Raw genomic sequence first — 15,903 nt, forward strand, 5'->3', positions numbered from 1 at the left:
CGATTGCAAAGGAGGAAATGATGGTAGCAGTAATGAGAGATAATGATTTGTATCTCACTGTGCCTATGGGGTATCAGCTGGTCAATGGTCGCTATAAAGTAATTGATGGCGCGGTGACGAGTAATCAACCAACGGATGTTAAAGCTGGTAGCGTATTAACGTGTGGCGCTGATGGCAAACTAACATTTAGAGTAGGGCGAAAAGGCTCTTCGAGTGTTGCTAATTGGTTTAATCGTCAAATAGATGGAACCTCTAATACAACCTTTGGACACACGGCGGATGAACTAAATTTTGCCTTCAGCGGGCGTTTAGAACTTAAACTGAGTAAAAATAATCAATTGGTTGATTATTATTTTGATAATGTAGTCATTGCACAAGGTAGTAGTGGACTAGCAAATAACTGGTGGTTTGGAGGAATAACGGCTAAGTATATACAAAATCACCGTGCTGTTTTAGAGGGATACGACAATAAGCGACAAAGGATAGCTTTAACCTGTCATCGTGGTGGTAATTCGGTTAATAAGGTAGATATTTTACAGGTTCTTACCCAATCGGCTTGGATGGGTCAATTAAATCAAGCGCTGTATTTGGATCAAATAAATATGGTAGGTACGCATGATACAGGAACGTATTACGCCAGTGGTATTGAGAAAGATTATGCAAAAACACAATCACTCACGATCGCTGAACAATTACGTGCAGGGATTCGTTATTTAGATGTGCGATGCCACCATATTTCAGATATGTTTACGATCCATCATGGTTCGTTTTATATGAACTTGTATTTTAGAGACTTGCTTGAAGAGTGTAGGGACTTTTTAGCCAACAATCCTACCGAAACACTTATTATGCAGGTAAAGGAAGAACATAGCGATGCAGATAAGGAGACGAATACACGCTCTTTTTACGAAACCCTAAAAGTCTATATGGATCAGTCCCCTGATATATGGTACTTAGAAGACACTATTCCTACGTTAGCACAAGCAAAAGGAAAGATTATCTTAATTCGCCGTTTTGATCTTTCAGGTTCTACCGCACCGAAGAAACTCGGTATCTATGCTGATTTTACAGACAATGCTACATTCACAACAGGCCATTTACGTGTTCAAGATGAGTATAAATACAGTTCAGTGAACAATAAATGGCAAGCATTTAGCAAGCTGATGGCCGAAGCAGCCAATAAAGATAAAAATACACGTTTATGGTTTATTAACTTTACCAGTGCAGCGGGTACTCCTATCGTAGACCCCACACCAGAAAGTATTGCAAAAGAAATGAATAATAAATTAATCAGTGCAATTGCTAAGTACTCGTTTGTCGGAACTGTTGTTATAGATTTTCCAGAGACTCCAGCAATTATGATGACCATAGACAAAATCATTGATAAAAACTTTATTAATCCACTGTTCTCTTAAGATTTGATGTGTTATTAACCAAAAGGTACTGGCTATTAACGTAGTTAGTGTCTTTTTTTAGAGTGTATGAAGAGACCCTTTAATTAAACAAGCCCTTTGCTATGATATGATTATATTATTTTACTAGTAGATAGAGCTTATGATGGACATCCCTGAAAGTATGCAGCAAGAGCTAGGCGCATGGAATGGTGGAGCAGGCATTGACTTAGAAAGTTGGATTGGCTGTATGGGGCGTTATGATTTAGCCGTGGGTTATTGCACATTATTTTGGCCAACGTTTCAATGGATTGATGGCTATATTGTGCGAGAAGGGCTAACAGCAGATTATCTCAATAGTTGGGCTGGGGAGGAAGGAGCTACGCGCTACTCTGTAGAGTGTCTTGTTAATCACCTTCACATCGCCGATATTCATTGTAATGAACAAGTAACGAGTGACAAAGTAGTTGCTTTAGGTAAAGTGCTTAAAGAAATTTATACTGCAAAGCTAAAATTACAGTTTCCAGAGCATCCGTGTGAAATTCAATTTCATATTCCTGAAAATAAAGAAGATATACTTGGTTATCAGTTATCTTTTTTTCAAATAGGGGGAGAAAATTTGCCAGCTCATCAAATATCTGCATCGTGATACAGATAAGCATAATTTATTTAATTGAGTGTGCTGAATATAAAAAGGGCCTACTTTATTAAGTAAGCCTCTCTTTTGATTAGACGATATAACTAAAATATTACATTAAATTGTCGTTAGAACTTGCGAGTGGATCTTCGCCAAAACGATTACTGCCAGGAGTTCCATTTAGGCACATAAAAATGAGTAATACTAAACCGCCAATGTAAGGAACAAAGTTTATAAAAAACCAAGCCCCACTACGATCAGTGTCATGGAGTCTACGCACGGTAACAGCTATGCTTGGTAGAATTGTGCCAAGGCAATAAATAACCAAAATAATACCAAAAATTGCTGACATAGTTGTAAACTGTTGAGTCTGACCATCAACAAAAGCAAACATTAAGATAAACAAAACAGTTAAAATAATAATATTGAATAAGTTAAACATCCAATATTCCATACGCCTAGCGCGGCCTGAAAAGTCAGCGTATTTTTTAAAAACACCTAAATACCAATGCATTTGAAAACTCCTTTAATAATTAAAATGCGTTGAAGTTACTGAATTGTAATTTAAAGTTACAATTTAGTAAAGAGAGGGGTTTGATTTATATTAAATACCTAAGGACGGTTTGATAAGCTTTAAATAATTAATATGAAGTGAATACCTATTTGAGTTACTAACCTTTGTATTAAAATAGTCTCTCATACAACGTAATTGGATGATTGATCTCACAAAAATGGCATTAATACTTAAAGAGGATCATAAACACAATGATCTTAGACTAATCAATAATAGTTTTTGAATAGGGTTTGGCTTATAAATTGACTATAACGTTTTGTATTGAGTGGGGTATAAGGAAAATGAATAAGCAGTTACTTAAAAATATGGCATTATCCGTTTTAATAACCACCACATCTTACGCCTACAGTGCTGATGATACGCCATGTATTAATATTATTGACCATTTTAATAAAGCTGCATTGGCGGCGTTATTCGCCAATAAACAAAATCTCCAAATAAATTTAACGAGCAGTTCTCCTGGCTATGGAAGTGTGGGGTGTTTTGTTAAAACTGATATTTCTTATATTGAAGGGGTTTTTAATCAAATTAACAAAGATATTGGTAGTATACTTGTCTATCAAATGCCAGATAGTCAGCAAATTTATCAAGAAGATAAGCAAGCGTATATGCCAGTTGGTGCAAGACTTAATTGGCAAGGTATCTTACCCAATGTTGTAGAAGGCTATTTGAGTAACGCAATGGATGGTTATAAAGCATTTAATGCCTACTTGACCAATGGTGTTTATGTGGTTTTTATTTATATAGACACTCCCAGTGATCCTTCTACAATTACTAAGCTTAATCAAGCGTTTGTTGATTATATTAATGTAATGGCTACACAAGTTATATCTGCACCAAAATAACAAGTATTTAGAGGCCGTTGGCCTCTAAATATTATGGTATCAACTTAACTTTCCCTGCTTTGCCTTCTAATCCATTGGGTGAAAGGGCATGTGCCATCACATATTGATGCTCTATTGCTTCAACGTTATCAATACCAAACTCCAGGGCAGAGCGAAACCCGAAACGGTGATAATATTTGGGGTCTCCTACTACAAACACACTGGCATACCCCATGGCTTGAGCACGTTTAAAACTCTCTTCAATGAGCATGGCACCTATTTTTTTATTTCGATGCTCAAGTACAATGGCGATAGGCGCTAATAATAACGACTCAAACGATTGAAAATCTCCTTGAATGAGCAATTTTGTTAACATCATATGGCCTATTAATTGCGCATCTTGTTCAACGACTAGCGCCAATTCAGGAATGTATCGGTCGCTGTTACGCAATGTATTCACAAACTCTTGCTCATTTCCATCTTTTACAGGGGCAGTTGCAAAAGCAGTTTTTACCAAGTTATAAATTTGGTCGAATTCGCTTTCTCGTTCAGGTCGAATTAACATAGTCTTTTTTCCAATAGTGGCGCAACACAAGCAAGAGTGCAATAAATAGCGTATTCTTTATGATTGCTGGGGGGGAGTAGAAACTTCTTCAGTGGCAGAGATTTTAAAAATAACAGGACGAATACCATCGTTACAGCTACAAATAGCAACACCGGGTTTATCAATCCAGTCGCCATAGTAAAAAATATCGCTACCGTGAGAGAGGGCGAAAACATACTGATACATAGCTTTCCACGCCTCATCACATAATCCATCAGGCTTAGCAAAGTCGCCCGAAAAGGTATCACCTACTTCGTGCATAGGGCATTTACCTAGGCCTTTGCAACCATATTCTTTAGCAAGCTCTTCATCGAAGGTGGTTTTAAGTACTTCTATTTTACATTTTTTCATCACATTAATCTCCCTAGTTGGCTAATATTTTTTATTGTATACTTCACTAATAAATAAACAAGTATGCACTTTTTTATCTCATACTAACTAAAAGGAAAGTATAAAATGAGCATGAAAGAATTTAAAAATATCAAGTCATTACAAGATACTCCCTTTGGCTATACCCTGTCAGTAATTGGCGGGAAATGGAAAATGGTTATCATGTATTGGTTAGTAGAGGTGAAGGTAGCACGCTATAATGAGTTACAACGCATGATCGGATCAATCTCTTACAAAACCTTGAGTGTACAGCTAAAAGAGCTTGAAACAGATGGCCTGATTACCCGTAAAGAATACCCACAAATTCCCCCGAAGGTAGAGTACTCGCTTTCTGATAAAGGTTGGTCACTGTATCCTCTGATGGAAGCTATGTGTGAGTGGGGTGAAAAAAATAGAGCGATACTTAGATCATGATAAACTCGCTATACACAAAATTAAAGTCAATAATAAAGAAGTCTATTTATTCAATAAAAAATCGAACATTTTGTAAAAAAATAGGTCAAAAAATAATCATTAGCCACTGTTATTTTTAATCGACTTATCTAGATGAAAACACGCCCACTTAAGCTTAACCGACTATTAAAAAAGAAAATTCCCTTCAATTGGTATTATCTGGTCTGGTGGCTAGGCGCTATCTTGATAGGGCTTGTTGCCTTTTTGTTGTCGAGAGGGGCCATCTTTTCATTTGAGCTTTTTTCATCCATTACACAACAATACCCTTGGTGGCCTTTTATTGGTATTCCCATTGGTGGGATATTTTTAACATGGTTTATGAAAAAAGTGGGCGCAGGGACGGAGGGCAGTGGCATTCAACAAACCATCGCTGCTTTAAGAGTGACACAACACCCCGAACAGGTGCATTGGTTTGTTAACTTAAAATTAGCCACTGCTAAATTTTTTGCTTTAATTATAGGTATTGGTTCTGGCTTTGTGATCGGTTTAGAAGGACCAACGGTACAAATTGGTGCTAGCATCATGTACTCTTTTCGGCGTTTTTTACCCTTTGATAATGCCATTCTTCGCCGCCAATTGATTATGATGGGCGGTGCAGCGGGCATTGCTGCCGCATTCAATGCCCCCATGGCAGGTATTATGTTCGCTTTTGAAGAAATGTGGAAGAATGTTGAGTCTAAAACAGCCGCCCGCATTGTACTCGCTATTATCTTAGCAGGGTTAACTGCACATTTTTGCAATGGCAAAGAAACCTACTTTGGCAGTGTCAATGCTTTTATGGATATTAGTCCCAAAGTACTGCCTATCTTGCTACTTGTGGTTATTTTTGGTGGGCTTGTGGGTGGTTTATTTTCATGGCTAGTTGTTAAAGCAAGTCTTTGGCTCCCTGCAAGTGTTGTTTGTTTTAAGAAAAATCATCCCTATTACTTTGTGACTGTCTGCGGTTTACTATTAGCAATGTGTGGACTATTCGCCCCTATTTTTGGTAGTGGTGCGGAGATGACCAATCAATTGCTTCACAACCAAGTAGTTCTCCCTTGGTATTACATGCCGTTTAAATTTATGGCTTTTTTACTGTCTTCTTTAGCGGGTGTTCCAGGGGGGATTTTCTCACCCTCCCTTTCATTGGGGGCGGCAGTAGGCAATTGTTTTACAGGGCTTGTTGATCCCCAATGGCAAAGTCTACTTCTTGCATTGAGTATGATTGCTGTATTATCAGGTGTCACTCGTGCACCCCTCACAGCAACCTTTATCATTATTGAAATGACTAACGGTCATTCGATGATTTTCTCAGCCTTAATTGCCGCTTATCTAGCCAGCAATACTGCCAGAGTATTTCATGTGAGCTTTTATCACGACCTTGCACATAGGGCCATCAAAAATATGCCAAAAACTCTAGTGGCACAAGTGATTAAACATTAAGCAGGTACTATGTGCTTAACGTGGCGATATAGCGTTCACTGAGTTTATTAAGGAAGCTAAAAAGCTTCTGATTCATCTCATCATAGCTATGTGTGCGTAACTTCTCGGCGCTTTCGACAAACTTAAACTCAGCAGCGCGGCTGAGATCATTTTGTGAATGGGCAATAAGTTGCTCAACCACCTCATGAGTAAGCTCCATATGGCATTGGAAACCAAAGGCAAGAGGAGCATAAGCCACAATTTGACGAGGACACCCTTCACTGTATGCAATCACTTCTGCTTCTGGGGTTAGCCCCGGCATATCGTTATGCCAGTGACCGACAGACAGAGGAGATTCAAAATGTGAGAATAATGCATGAGCCTTGCCTGCCTCCGTGAGAGTAATAGGGAATTTACCGATTTCCTTTTCTGGGCTGTGCTCGAACGTCGCTCCTAGCGCCTCGCCTAAAAGTTGTGAGCCTAGACAAATACCGATCACTACTTTGCCAGCATTCACTGCTGTAGCAATGATAGCTTGCTCTGCTTTGGTGTTAAAATGAGGGCATTCTGCTTGGCTGGTCGCGGGGCATTGGGGCCCACCCATCACGATTAAAAAGTCGAAGGGGGCAATTGATTGGGGTAGACTATCTCCTTGGTATAAGCGAGAGTAGGTGATGTGATGTCCCTCGTTTTTTGCCCATGTCTCATAAGCACCGGGCGCTTCAAAACTTTCATGGATGATAAAGTGTATGTGCATCTTAATACTCCTAAGTTCGTCAAGGTAGGGGATATGTTTATTTTACAGTGGCATTCTATACTCAATAACTCCTGGATTATCAGCTACCCAATCGTATAAGCGGTGAGCGGTAGTATTGGTTTGTTGAGTGTGCCAGTATAACTGGGCACTGTCATGTTTTTTAGCGTCTTGCGCTAAAAAATCGATTAATTGTTTGCCAATATGTTTTCCTCGTGCTTCTAGGGCAACAAATAAATCCTCTAAATAGCAATAATCCGTCATCGCCCATGTTGATCGATGATACAAGAAATGCACAAACCCTAACATCTTATTACCTTCTCTCGCCACGGCACAATAGATTTGCTCTTTAGTATCAAAAAAGCTTGCCCATGTGGTTTGGGTAATCGCATCAGATAAATCTACCTGATAAAAAGCTTGATAACTTTGCCAATGAGGTAGCCATTGTTGATACTCATCTTCTTTAATAAAATCTACTTGAACAGCTGATGTTTGTGGCTCATAAACAATCTCCCAATGAATAATTTAAACTACTTGGCGTAAAGTTTAAGCTATTCTTATGGCCTTTATTAAGATACACTTTTTAACTATTGATAGGTACCACTTTGAGTATTGAATGAAAAATAAACAATCGACCTTTCCCACGATTATTATCAAATCAGGTGTTATTAAAGACCAGGTCTACTTCGCCATTAAAGATGCTATCTTAGAGGGGCGTTTAAAAGCAGGCGCGAGAATCCCTTCCAGTCGTGGGCTTGCAGAAATGTTATCTGTTTCAAGAAACTCTGTCTTAGCAGGGCTCGAGCGATTATTTGATGAGGGCTATCTTATTTCAAAGGTTGGCTCGGGGACTTACGTTACAGCGCTTATTCCAGATGAGTTTGTGGTTGTTCCCAATGGGTCTAGCAAAGCTTGTAACGACAGGGTCTCTAGGCTAACTATTAGTCCAGCGATGGAAGCTGTTCATTCATTATGGCAAAAAACTCAGCCTCAACTGGGACGTCATAAGCTCTTTAATGTGGGAGTGGGGTGTGTTGATCTATTCCCCCATGAAATCTGGGGGCGCTTGTTGGGTAGAGCATGGCGACAAACTAGAAAATCTTTAGGTAGTGTCGGGGATCCTAAAGGATACCTCCCTTTACGCAAAAATATCAGTGATTATGTTCGCTCTGTACGAGGCATTAACTGTTCAGCAGAGCAGGTGATTATCGTCAATGGCACACAGCAGGCCATGAACCTTGTTGCTCAAGTGCTATTAACCAAAGGCGATAAAGTGTGGCTAGATAACCCCGGCTATGATGGTGCTTTGAGTGTATTTACCGTTGCAGGAGCAAATGTTCAAAGCATTCCTAATGATGAGGACGGCATGGATATTGAACAAGGCAAACAGATCTGCCCCGACCCCAAACTGATTTTTATTACCCCCTCACATCAATTTCCGATGGGAGGAATGTTAAGTCTGCCTCGTCGCCTGTCCTTACTAGATTGGGTGGCAGAAAAAGAAGTTTGGATTTTGGAGGATGACTATAACAGTGAGTTTAGGTATACCACACATCCTATCCAAGCACTGCAGGGGCTGGATAAATATCAGCGGGTTATCTATGCAGGAACCTTTTCAAAAATGATGTTTCCCGAGTTTAGACTAGGATTTTTAATTGTTCCCCCCCAGTTAACCGAGTTTTTTACCGTGGCCAAATATTATGCGGATACATGTAGTGCTTTCTTAGACCAAGCCACCTTGGCATTATTTATTGCTGAAGGGCATTATGCCAGACATATACGGCGCGTTCGTGCAGCTTGCCTTCAGCGTCAAAAAGTACTGATTGCCGCCATACAACGTTATCTCCCCGATAAATTATCAATACATGCGGCTGACTCGGGTATTCATCTCCTTTGTTGGTTACGGGGTAGCCTAGCTGAGGCGGACGCTATCACCAAATGCCGTGAGGCAGGGTTAGGCGTACAACCGTTATCACGCTATTGCCAACAACCGATCGATCGACAAGGGCTTTTATTAGGCTATGCTGCTCATACAGAGCAACAAATAATTGAGGGAGTTAAGCAACTGGCCACTATTTTATAGCGGCCATTACTAAATCAAGTAGCAGGGCGGTCAAACCATTTATTAACGGTAGGCGCTTGATAATGGCGCATTTTCACTAATAGCTTAAGGGGTTCAGCCTCATTAATTAATAGCTGGCGGTGTTCAGGCTTCATAAACTGTGCTGCGATGACACTGTCTAAAAACTGAATAAGTGGGTCATAAAACCCTTTAATATTAAGCACGCCCGTGGGTTTATGATGAAAACCCAATTGTGACCATGTCAGCATCTCAAACAACTCTTCAAACGTACCGATACCACCGGGTAAAGCAATAAAACCATCACTTAACTCTGCCATTTTAGCCTTTCGTGCATGCATTGACTCTACCACCAATAACTGGCTTAACCCTTGATGTGTCATTGCTGATTTTTCAGCTAAACGCTCAGGGATAATTCCAATCACTTCACCACCGGCAGCCAGTGCTGCATCCGCCACAATCCCCATCAGCCCTGCTGTGGTGCCTCCGTAAACGAGGGCAATGTTGGCTTTGGCCAGTGTTTGCCCCAAAAGCGTTGCTTGCTCAGCATAAACAGGGTCATTCCCCTTATTTGATCCACAAAATATACAAATACGTTTCATTATTTTTCTCTTTTGATAAGAGCTGCTTATACTTGAACTGTAAGATCTGGCGTAGTCTCTTTGTTGAGAGGTAGACTATCTATTTATCTTCTAGATCAATAGCTCATAAAAATCATGGGTAATTGCTCTGCCACCATACATTTCTTTTTGTGCAATTAATCCATTATTCAAAATGGTTCCATTATTTTCAGTTGATATACCAAAGCTAAAGTATTTTTTATTGACATAATGATGATTAATTAAGTAGTCCATGACTAGCTCGAGAGCCATTACATCTCTACCTTGTGGTGTGGTAGTAATGTATTGTGTATGTGCGACTAAGGGCGTTTCATAAATGATTGTACCTGCCATTAATTCATTATTGATAAAGCCGCCAAACATTTTTATGTTATCTGGAAAGCTTTCAGCAAGTCGTTTTATTTCATCGGCTGAGTGAGTCGCTTTGGTGTTGTATTTTTGTTCAAGAATTTGGTTTTCACACTCGATAAAAAGCTGAAAATTATTGAATTGCTTTACCTCAACATTGGCTTGTTTGGCTTTGCTTATGCCCCATCTCTTTCCTTTTGAAAACTTTATTTTTTCAGGCAAGTAGACCACTGTTGCTACATCTCGCCTAATAAGATTCGCCTCATTAATAAATAAAGCGTAGAGATCTTCGTCAGAAGGATAGGCGTGGTAGATGGAGGGTATACACTTGTAGATTAGCTTATGAATATTTTTTTCTTTGAAAAATGATTTCATAGATTCAAAGCAAGCTAACATCTTAGCAGTTGTCATTTTTTTATTGGTAAGGATGCCGCCAAAGCTAAGCCCAGCATGGCTTGATGCTTGGTTTTCATTGTAAGAGCAGGGCATGACAGCGATTAATGTTGTATCTTCATAAAACATTAAAGAGATATCGTTAAATCTATCTGCATGATAGTCCATATAGTCACGCTGAAGCATAAACGTGGCATTTTTTGAGGATTGAACAAAGTTATCCCAATCACTTTTGTGAGGTGTTGAATATTGTTGTACGGTTATAGTCATGCTCATTTATTCTCTAAAAGCTCCGCGTATCCAAAGCCTGTTTCTCCCATTCCATTACCGTCATAAAACATATAGGTTTTATTTTGTGCTTTTATTATGACTGGATAGCAAGCCATTTCACCATCCCACCCTGATTCAGAAGGTTGTAGCGCCGATTTGTGATCCATTCTTTCCCAGTGAGTACCATCGCTAGATTCAGCATAGCCTGCTTTATACTCTTTTTCATAAGTATCAGACGTATAGCGCATTTCATACCCATGATCAATTTTTCTGACTCTGGGTCTGCCAATTCTATATTCTTGCTCATTAGGAAGAATACAAGAAACCCCTACATTATCGTTAAAGTTAATACCATCATCAGATTCGGTATAGCGGATATCATATTTAGGATAGAGAACATTATTAATTACTTGCCAATCATTACCAACAGAGTACCAAATTTTAAAAGTATTACCTTCCTTCAAAACAGAATGAATAGCCCTTATATAAAGGGCATTATCAGCTCTGTCCATAATGGGGCATTTACTGTAGCGATTAAATGTTTGCCCATTGTCCACACTAATAGCAAGCCCTGAAAAAGCAAGAAACTTGACTTTGTGAACTAGCTGAAAGCCGACATAATACATATATACTTTATTATCGACCCTAATAACATCGCCCAATATGACGTCGCTATCGTCAAATGCACCTTTTTCACCCAGATCTAGCACTGGTTTTTCTGATATAGCGATGATGTTTTTAGGATTTTTGGCATCGACATCAACATAACCAATTCTACCCGCGCCATTGTTATCCCGGATTGAACCATATACTCTGATGACATCGTCATTAAGTAGAAAAGGATTGGGTGTAAGAAAGCCCTTAACATCCCACCCATGAATACCTTGAGGGCAATAAATAAGCCCCTTTTTTTCCCACTTCATCTATGATTCCTTAACTTTACAAAACTTTTTAGCTGATAATTTTGAGGGCTGTGCAGGATTGCCAGTGTAAATAGTGTTCTCATCAGTATTTTTATTAATAACAGCACCCATACCAATAAAATTGTCTTTAGCGAGTGTTGTATTATCTGCTATTGCGCTATTCACACCTAAAAAGCTGTATTCACCAACGGTGCAGAATCCTGAAATCACAACATGTGATGTGATGAAGCAATGGTCTAATATCTTTGAGCGATGCCCAATATGGTTACCGCTCCATAAAATGACATTGTTCCCAACCTCAACAAAAGGCTGTAATGTATTATTTTCAAGGATAAAACAATTCTCCCCAATTTTTACATTATGCCAAACAAAGGCTTTAGAACTAACATAAGAGGCCAGTTGGTAACCTTTTTCTTTGAGTGATAAGTATAACTTAGTTCTATCTCGATTAAGCCTTCCAGAAGATAGCGCTACAAACGCAGTAAATTTATTAGGAGGATAATGAGTTTGAATCTCTTCAAGGCGACAGACAGGCAAATCGTAAAATGTAGGTTGTGTATAGTAAGCACCTTCGACAGCAAAAGCTACAACCTCATATTCACTGTCATGAGTAAAGTACTCATAGGCAAGGCACGCAGTTTCCCCCATACCAATTATAATTAGTTTTTTACGCTCACTCATAGGCCTATCCTTAAAGTAAAAAGCAATGACTTCATCATGTTATTATATAAGCTTTACTGTATAAATCAAATTTTACCCAGTACCGTTTACTCTAAAAAATCAAGAAATACAAGGGCTATACGAGCTTAATTAACTATACTGATGCCAAATATTTTTACATGAGCAATAGACCATTATGACATTTAAAAAAGTTGTGTTGTCTGTTAATATAGCTTAGTAAATACAGCAATATAGGTTGCTTTTAACTCGATGGAAATAAAATTTTTACCTCTACAAATGCATGGTGATGAACGGGGATCTTTGATAGCTTTAGAAGAAGGACATAATATCCCTTTTTCTATTAAGCGCGTTTATTATTTATTTGATACCACATCCGGTGTACGTAGGGGCTTGCATGCACATAAGGAATTAAAACAAGTAGTGGTGGCAGTGCGCGGCTCCTGTTTTTTTTTATTGGATGACGGCTCTGAACGTGTCAGCGTAATGCTCGATAACCCCGCCCAAGGTCTGCTAATTGACTCTTGTATTTGGCGAGAAATGTACGATTTTTCTGAAGACTGCGTTCTCATGGTGCTAGCCAATAGCCTTTATGATGAAAGCGATTACATCAGAAATTATGATGAGTTTCTTCGTGTTTATGGTGTTGAAAAAAAATAACTGCAAACGTTATAACGATAACGTAAGGATGTTAAACCACTATGATTCCTTTTCTTGATTTAAAAAAAATCAACCAACAATACCAACAAGACTTAAAAGAAGCTTGTTCACGAGTTATCGACTCAGGTTGGTACTTACTAGGCAAGGAAATACAACAGTTTGAGCAACAATTTGCAGCTTACTGTGGCGTTAAACACGCTATTGGTGTTGCTAATGGGCTAGATGCCCTCATTCTAGTGCTACAAGCATGGAAAGAGCAGGGGAAATTGACCGATGGCGACGAAATCATCGTTCCTGCCAACACCTACATTGCCTCTATTCTAGCTATTACAGAAAACAACCTAACTCCCGTATTGGTCGAACCGAACCTTGCAACATACAACCTCGATATTGAAAGTATCAAAAAGGCCATTACTCCACAGACTAAAGTTATTCTGGCAGTTCATCTCTATGGGCAACTTGCCCCGATGGAAGAAATTATTCCTCTTGCTGAAGAACATAATCTGCTCGTGCTTGAAGACAGTGCCCAAGCCCATGGTGCACAAATAAATGGCAAAAAAGCAGGTAGTTTTGGTGATGCATCAGGTTTTAGCTTCTACCCAGGTAAAAACCTAGGTGCATTAGGTGATGCAGGCGCTGTAACAACCAACGATGACGAACTAGCCAACACCCTACGTGCTCTAAGAAATTACGGGTCACAAGAAAAATACAAAAATATCTACCAAGGTAGCAACAGTCGTTTAGATGAAATACAAGCTGCGATGTTAAGCGTTAAACTCAAGTACCTAAACCAAGAAATAGAGCAACGCCAAAGAGTAGCACAAAAATACCTAACACAAATTAATAACTCCGCGATTACATTACCTTTTGTGCGTATTCCAACCGCTCATGTATGGCATCTTTTTGTGATTCGTAGCAAACACCGAGATAACTTAAAAGAATACCTACATAAACAAGGTGTAGAAACATTGATCCACTACCCAATTCCCCCTCACAAACAACAATGCTATAGTCAGTGGAATCATCTTTCACTACCTATTACTGAACAAATACACCGTGAAGTATTATCACTTCCTATCAGCCCTGTTCTTGCTGAGCAAGACATAAAAATGATTGTTGAGAAAGTTAATGAATTTACCGCAAACTAATTTAATCACTTTCTGTTGTCTTGGCTATAACCATAGTAAATTTTTAAAAGAATGCCTAGATTCGATTGTTAACATCGGCTACGAAAATGTTGAAGTAGTTGTTGTGGATGATGGCTCAAAAGACAACAGCGTTGAACTACTCGAAGAAATAAAAAAAGACTTTCCCTATCCGCTAGAGATAATAGCTCAAGCTAACACTGGGAAAATTGGTTGGAATATCAATAACGCGATCAGAAAAGCTAAAGGGCAACTGATTAGCTTTACCTCGCTAGATGATACATTTAATGCCGACGCTATGCGGACTGAAATTAACGAAATGAATGCAAATCCCGATATGGGGTTTATAGCTTCAACCAAAGCGATTTTTATTGATGACAAAGGAATGGTCGATACTAGCCGGCTTGACCTTGTATCACATGAACTAAATAACCCCACTATTGATGATCTCCTTGAGCTAGAATATCGTGAGTTCGGAGCTTTCTACATACAAGGCTCAGTTATTAGAAAAGACATCATCAATGCCATTGGTGGTTATGACGAAGACATGATAGGTGACGATATTATACTCAGAACCAAAATATTCAAATACATGCAGCGGCATCCAGAGCTCACATTCAAAGTGATTAAAGAAGGTAACGTATTCTATCGTATGCATGAAACCAACATCCATAAAAACTTAACAAGACAAATTGAAACTGTTATCGAATACCTTGATCGTTATTGGCCTGAAAGACCTAATCCAGAAATATTGATTAACTGGATGAACTACACCATTGGAAAACAAAGCTTTGAAGAGTACATGCCCCTTTTTGCAATAAATGAACGGGCAGCATCACTACTAAAAGAACAACGTATCCAACAAAAAATTAAATCCAATATTATTAAAAATGAAACTACTTTTTTTCAACGTTTTATTTTTAACAAACGAAAGAAACAACGTAAAACACGAGTGACACTGCTAGGCTTTATCAAGTTTTCCTACCAACGTGCTAAAAAAGAAAAACGTAAACAACAACAAAGTGTTCACTATACACAATACAAATAAAACACAAAGCCATAAAAAAACCATATATTTCTTATGGCTTTTCAACTAGTAAGATATTTTTCGAAACAATCTTACGCTTTTAATAAAAAAATAATCTGCTACTATAAATTCACATAATTAATTTATATGTTTTATTTTATAAGGTAATTTTTAAAAATGAAAAAGACTTTCCCTGTGTTATTAGCATTGGCATTTGCAAGTACAGCTCTTTATGCACAAGAAACTAACACACCAACGCTAAAAGATCAGATCAAGCAGCAACAACAAACAACTAAAGATCGTGTAGCGAGCGAACAAAAAAACACTAAAGAAGAGTGGAAAAAACAACACGAAGAAAGCAAAAAGAACCTTGAAGCTAAAAAGCAAGAGGCTGCTAACAAACGTAGCGAAAACAAAGAAGAATGGAACAAAAAACGTGAAGATGCTAAAAGCAAGTTAGAAGCTAAAAAGCATGAAGCGGAAAATAAGCCAACTAAAACTAAAGAAGAGTGGGCAAAACAACGCGAAGACAGCAAAAAGAACTTTGAAGCTAAAAAACAAGAAGCTGCTAACAAACGTGCAGAAAACAAAGAAGCGTGGAATAAAAAACACGAAGAAACTAAAAGCAAATTAGCTCAAGATAAAAAAGATCTTCAAGCTAAAAAAGCTGAACATGAAAGCAATTTACAAAAGTTTAAGCAACAACAAGCAGATAAATAATTTTTTAAGTT

General features: G+C 38.5%; 19 protein-coding genes. 10 read left to right on the top strand and 9 right to left on the bottom strand.

The annotated features are described in order from the left end of the window. The first annotated feature begins 17 nt into the window (after positions 1-17). Both DM558_RS01975 and DM558_RS01980 read left to right on the top strand, forming a co-directional pair. Positions 18-1,415: a phosphatidylinositol-specific phospholipase C gene (locus DM558_RS01975; RefSeq protein WP_127161812.1), complete on the top strand. Its 1,398-nt coding sequence runs from the start codon at positions 18-20 to the stop codon at positions 1,413-1,415. Positions 1,416-1,554: 139 nt separating this feature from the next. Next, positions 1,555-2,040 carry a hypothetical protein gene (locus DM558_RS01980; protein ID WP_127161813.1) on the top strand — a complete coding sequence of 162 codons (486 nt, stop codon included), beginning with the start codon at positions 1,555-1,557 and terminating at the stop codon, positions 2,038-2,040. Between the two features lie 100 nt (positions 2,041-2,140). Here DM558_RS01980 and DM558_RS01985 read toward each other — a convergent pair whose 3' ends face one another. Next, complete coding sequence (locus DM558_RS01985) at positions 2,141-2,542, bottom strand: DUF805 domain-containing protein (RefSeq protein ID WP_127161814.1); 402 nt, start codon at positions 2,540-2,542, stop codon at positions 2,141-2,143. A 341-nt stretch (positions 2,543-2,883) separates the two neighbouring features. Here DM558_RS01985 and DM558_RS01990 point away from each other — a divergent pair, with 341 nt between their 5' ends. Beyond that, positions 2,884-3,447 (top strand): hypothetical protein, encoded by a 564-nt coding sequence (locus DM558_RS01990; protein ID WP_127161815.1) that lies wholly within the window; start codon positions 2,884-2,886, stop codon positions 3,445-3,447. A gap of 31 nt (positions 3,448-3,478) precedes the next feature. Here DM558_RS01990 and DM558_RS01995 read toward each other — a convergent pair whose 3' ends face one another. Beyond that, complete coding sequence (locus tag DM558_RS01995) at positions 3,479-3,991, bottom strand: GNAT family N-acetyltransferase (RefSeq protein WP_127161816.1); 513 nt, start codon at positions 3,989-3,991, stop codon at positions 3,479-3,481. Between the two features lie 57 nt (positions 3,992-4,048). Then, positions 4,049-4,381 (bottom strand): TIGR04076 family protein, encoded by a 333-nt coding sequence (locus tag DM558_RS02000; protein ID WP_127161817.1) that lies wholly within the window; start codon positions 4,379-4,381, stop codon positions 4,049-4,051. Positions 4,382-4,486: 105 nt separating this feature from the next. Here DM558_RS02000 and DM558_RS02005 point away from each other — a divergent pair, with 105 nt between their 5' ends. Beyond that, complete coding sequence (locus DM558_RS02005) at positions 4,487-4,834, top strand: winged helix-turn-helix transcriptional regulator (RefSeq protein WP_127161818.1); 348 nt, start codon at positions 4,487-4,489, stop codon at positions 4,832-4,834. 132 nt (positions 4,835-4,966) lie between these two features. After that, on the top strand, positions 4,967-6,295 hold the full coding sequence (locus tag DM558_RS02010) for a chloride channel protein (protein ID WP_127161819.1): 1,329 nt from the start codon (positions 4,967-4,969) through the stop codon (positions 6,293-6,295). Positions 6,296-6,302: 7 nt separating this feature from the next. Here the strand turns inward: DM558_RS02010 and DM558_RS02015 are convergent, their stop codons facing one another. Both DM558_RS02015 and DM558_RS02020 read right to left on the bottom strand, forming a co-directional pair. After that, positions 6,303-7,031, bottom strand: coding sequence for a type 1 glutamine amidotransferase (locus tag DM558_RS02015; RefSeq protein ID WP_127161820.1), 729 nt, complete (start codon positions 7,029-7,031; stop codon positions 6,303-6,305). A 42-nt stretch (positions 7,032-7,073) separates the two neighbouring features. After that, positions 7,074-7,553, bottom strand: a complete 480-nt coding sequence (locus DM558_RS02020; protein WP_323368285.1) for a GNAT family N-acetyltransferase — start codon at positions 7,551-7,553, stop codon at positions 7,074-7,076. A 91-nt stretch (positions 7,554-7,644) separates the two neighbouring features. On the opposite strand from DM558_RS02020, the gene pdxR reads away from it, so the two are divergent. Beyond that, a complete protein-coding gene (gene pdxR / locus DM558_RS02025) occupies positions 7,645-9,111 on the top strand; it encodes a MocR-like pyridoxine biosynthesis transcription factor PdxR (protein WP_127161822.1) in 1,467 nt (488 codons plus the stop codon). A gap of 14 nt (positions 9,112-9,125) precedes the next feature. Here the strand turns inward: pdxR and DM558_RS02030 are convergent, their stop codons facing one another. The 4 genes from DM558_RS02030 to DM558_RS02045 all read right to left on the bottom strand — a co-directional run bounded on the left by DM558_RS02030 (position 9,126) and on the right by DM558_RS02045 (position 12,343). Then, positions 9,126-9,710, bottom strand: a complete 585-nt coding sequence (locus DM558_RS02030) for an LOG family protein (protein ID WP_127161823.1) — start codon at positions 9,708-9,710, stop codon at positions 9,126-9,128. Between the two features lie 90 nt (positions 9,711-9,800). Further along, positions 9,801-10,745: a GNAT family N-acetyltransferase gene (locus DM558_RS02035; RefSeq protein ID WP_127161824.1), complete on the bottom strand. Its 945-nt coding sequence runs from the start codon at positions 10,743-10,745 to the stop codon at positions 9,801-9,803. Further along, positions 10,742-11,662, bottom strand: coding sequence for a glycoside hydrolase family protein (locus DM558_RS02040; protein WP_127161825.1), 921 nt, complete (start codon positions 11,660-11,662; stop codon positions 10,742-10,744). The genes DM558_RS02035 and DM558_RS02040 overlap by 4 nt, the downstream gene beginning before the upstream one ends. Next, positions 11,663-12,343: an acetyltransferase gene (locus DM558_RS02045; RefSeq protein WP_127161826.1), complete on the bottom strand. Its 681-nt coding sequence runs from the start codon at positions 12,341-12,343 to the stop codon at positions 11,663-11,665. A gap of 249 nt (positions 12,344-12,592) precedes the next feature. Between DM558_RS02045 and DM558_RS02050 the strand changes: the two genes are divergently transcribed. The 4 genes from DM558_RS02050 to DM558_RS02065 all read left to right on the top strand — a co-directional run bounded on the left by DM558_RS02050 (position 12,593) and on the right by DM558_RS02065 (position 15,892). Continuing rightward, complete coding sequence (locus DM558_RS02050) at positions 12,593-13,000, top strand: sugar 3,4-ketoisomerase (RefSeq protein WP_127161827.1); 408 nt, start codon at positions 12,593-12,595, stop codon at positions 12,998-13,000. Between the two features lie 41 nt (positions 13,001-13,041). Next, positions 13,042-14,148, top strand: coding sequence for a DegT/DnrJ/EryC1/StrS family aminotransferase (locus tag DM558_RS02055; RefSeq protein WP_127161828.1), 1,107 nt, complete (start codon positions 13,042-13,044; stop codon positions 14,146-14,148). Beyond that, a complete protein-coding gene (locus DM558_RS02060; protein WP_127161829.1) occupies positions 14,129-15,193 on the top strand; it encodes a glycosyltransferase family A protein in 1,065 nt (354 codons plus the stop codon). The genes DM558_RS02055 and DM558_RS02060 overlap by 20 nt, the downstream gene beginning before the upstream one ends. Before the next feature lie 156 nt (positions 15,194-15,349). Next, complete coding sequence (locus tag DM558_RS02065; RefSeq protein ID WP_127161830.1) at positions 15,350-15,892, top strand: hypothetical protein; 543 nt, start codon at positions 15,350-15,352, stop codon at positions 15,890-15,892. The last annotated feature ends 11 nt before the right edge of the window (positions 15,893-15,903 follow it).

This window comes from Entomomonas moraniae, assembly GCF_003991975.1.
Classification (GTDB): Bacteria; Pseudomonadota; Gammaproteobacteria; order Pseudomonadales; family Pseudomonadaceae; genus Entomomonas; species Entomomonas moraniae.

Excerpts from the sequence above, each read along its gene's own strand:
- DM558_RS02055 (WP_127161828.1), top strand. The coding sequence starts at position 13,042 with ATGATTCCTTTTCTTGATTTAAAAAAAATCAACCAACAATACCAACAA.
- DM558_RS02065 (WP_127161830.1), top strand. The coding sequence starts at position 15,350 with ATGAAAAAGACTTTCCCTGTGTTATTAGCATTGGCATTTGCAAGTACA.
- DM558_RS01985 (WP_127161814.1), bottom strand. The coding sequence starts at position 2,542 with ATGCATTGGTATTTAGGTGTTTTTAAAAAATACGCTGACTTTTCAGGC.
- DM558_RS01975 (WP_127161812.1), top strand. The coding sequence starts at position 18 with ATGATGGTAGCAGTAATGAGAGATAATGATTTGTATCTCACTGTGCCT.
- DM558_RS02040 (WP_127161825.1), bottom strand. The coding sequence starts at position 11,662 with ATGAAGTGGGAAAAAAAGGGGCTTATTTATTGCCCTCAAGGTATTCAT.
- DM558_RS02045 (WP_127161826.1), bottom strand. The coding sequence starts at position 12,343 with ATGAGTGAGCGTAAAAAACTAATTATAATTGGTATGGGGGAAACTGCG.
- DM558_RS02030 (WP_127161823.1), bottom strand. The coding sequence starts at position 9,710 with ATGAAACGTATTTGTATATTTTGTGGATCAAATAAGGGGAATGACCCT.
- DM558_RS02015 (WP_127161820.1), bottom strand. The coding sequence starts at position 7,031 with ATGCACATACACTTTATCATCCATGAAAGTTTTGAAGCGCCCGGTGCT.
- DM558_RS02060 (WP_127161829.1), top strand. The coding sequence starts at position 14,129 with ATGAATTTACCGCAAACTAATTTAATCACTTTCTGTTGTCTTGGCTAT.
- DM558_RS02000 (WP_127161817.1), bottom strand. The coding sequence starts at position 4,381 with ATGAAAAAATGTAAAATAGAAGTACTTAAAACCACCTTCGATGAAGAG.
- DM558_RS01995 (WP_127161816.1), bottom strand. The coding sequence starts at position 3,991 with ATGTTAATTCGACCTGAACGAGAAAGCGAATTCGACCAAATTTATAAC.
- DM558_RS01990 (WP_127161815.1), top strand. The coding sequence starts at position 2,884 with ATGAATAAGCAGTTACTTAAAAATATGGCATTATCCGTTTTAATAACC.
- DM558_RS02035 (WP_127161824.1), bottom strand. The coding sequence starts at position 10,745 with ATGAGCATGACTATAACCGTACAACAATATTCAACACCTCACAAAAGT.
- DM558_RS02010 (WP_127161819.1), top strand. The coding sequence starts at position 4,967 with ATGAAAACACGCCCACTTAAGCTTAACCGACTATTAAAAAAGAAAATT.
- DM558_RS02005 (WP_127161818.1), top strand. The coding sequence starts at position 4,487 with ATGAGCATGAAAGAATTTAAAAATATCAAGTCATTACAAGATACTCCC.
- DM558_RS01980 (WP_127161813.1), top strand. The coding sequence starts at position 1,555 with ATGATGGACATCCCTGAAAGTATGCAGCAAGAGCTAGGCGCATGGAAT.
- DM558_RS02050 (WP_127161827.1), top strand. The coding sequence starts at position 12,593 with ATGGAAATAAAATTTTTACCTCTACAAATGCATGGTGATGAACGGGGA.
- pdxR (WP_127161822.1), top strand. The coding sequence starts at position 7,645 with ATGAAAAATAAACAATCGACCTTTCCCACGATTATTATCAAATCAGGT.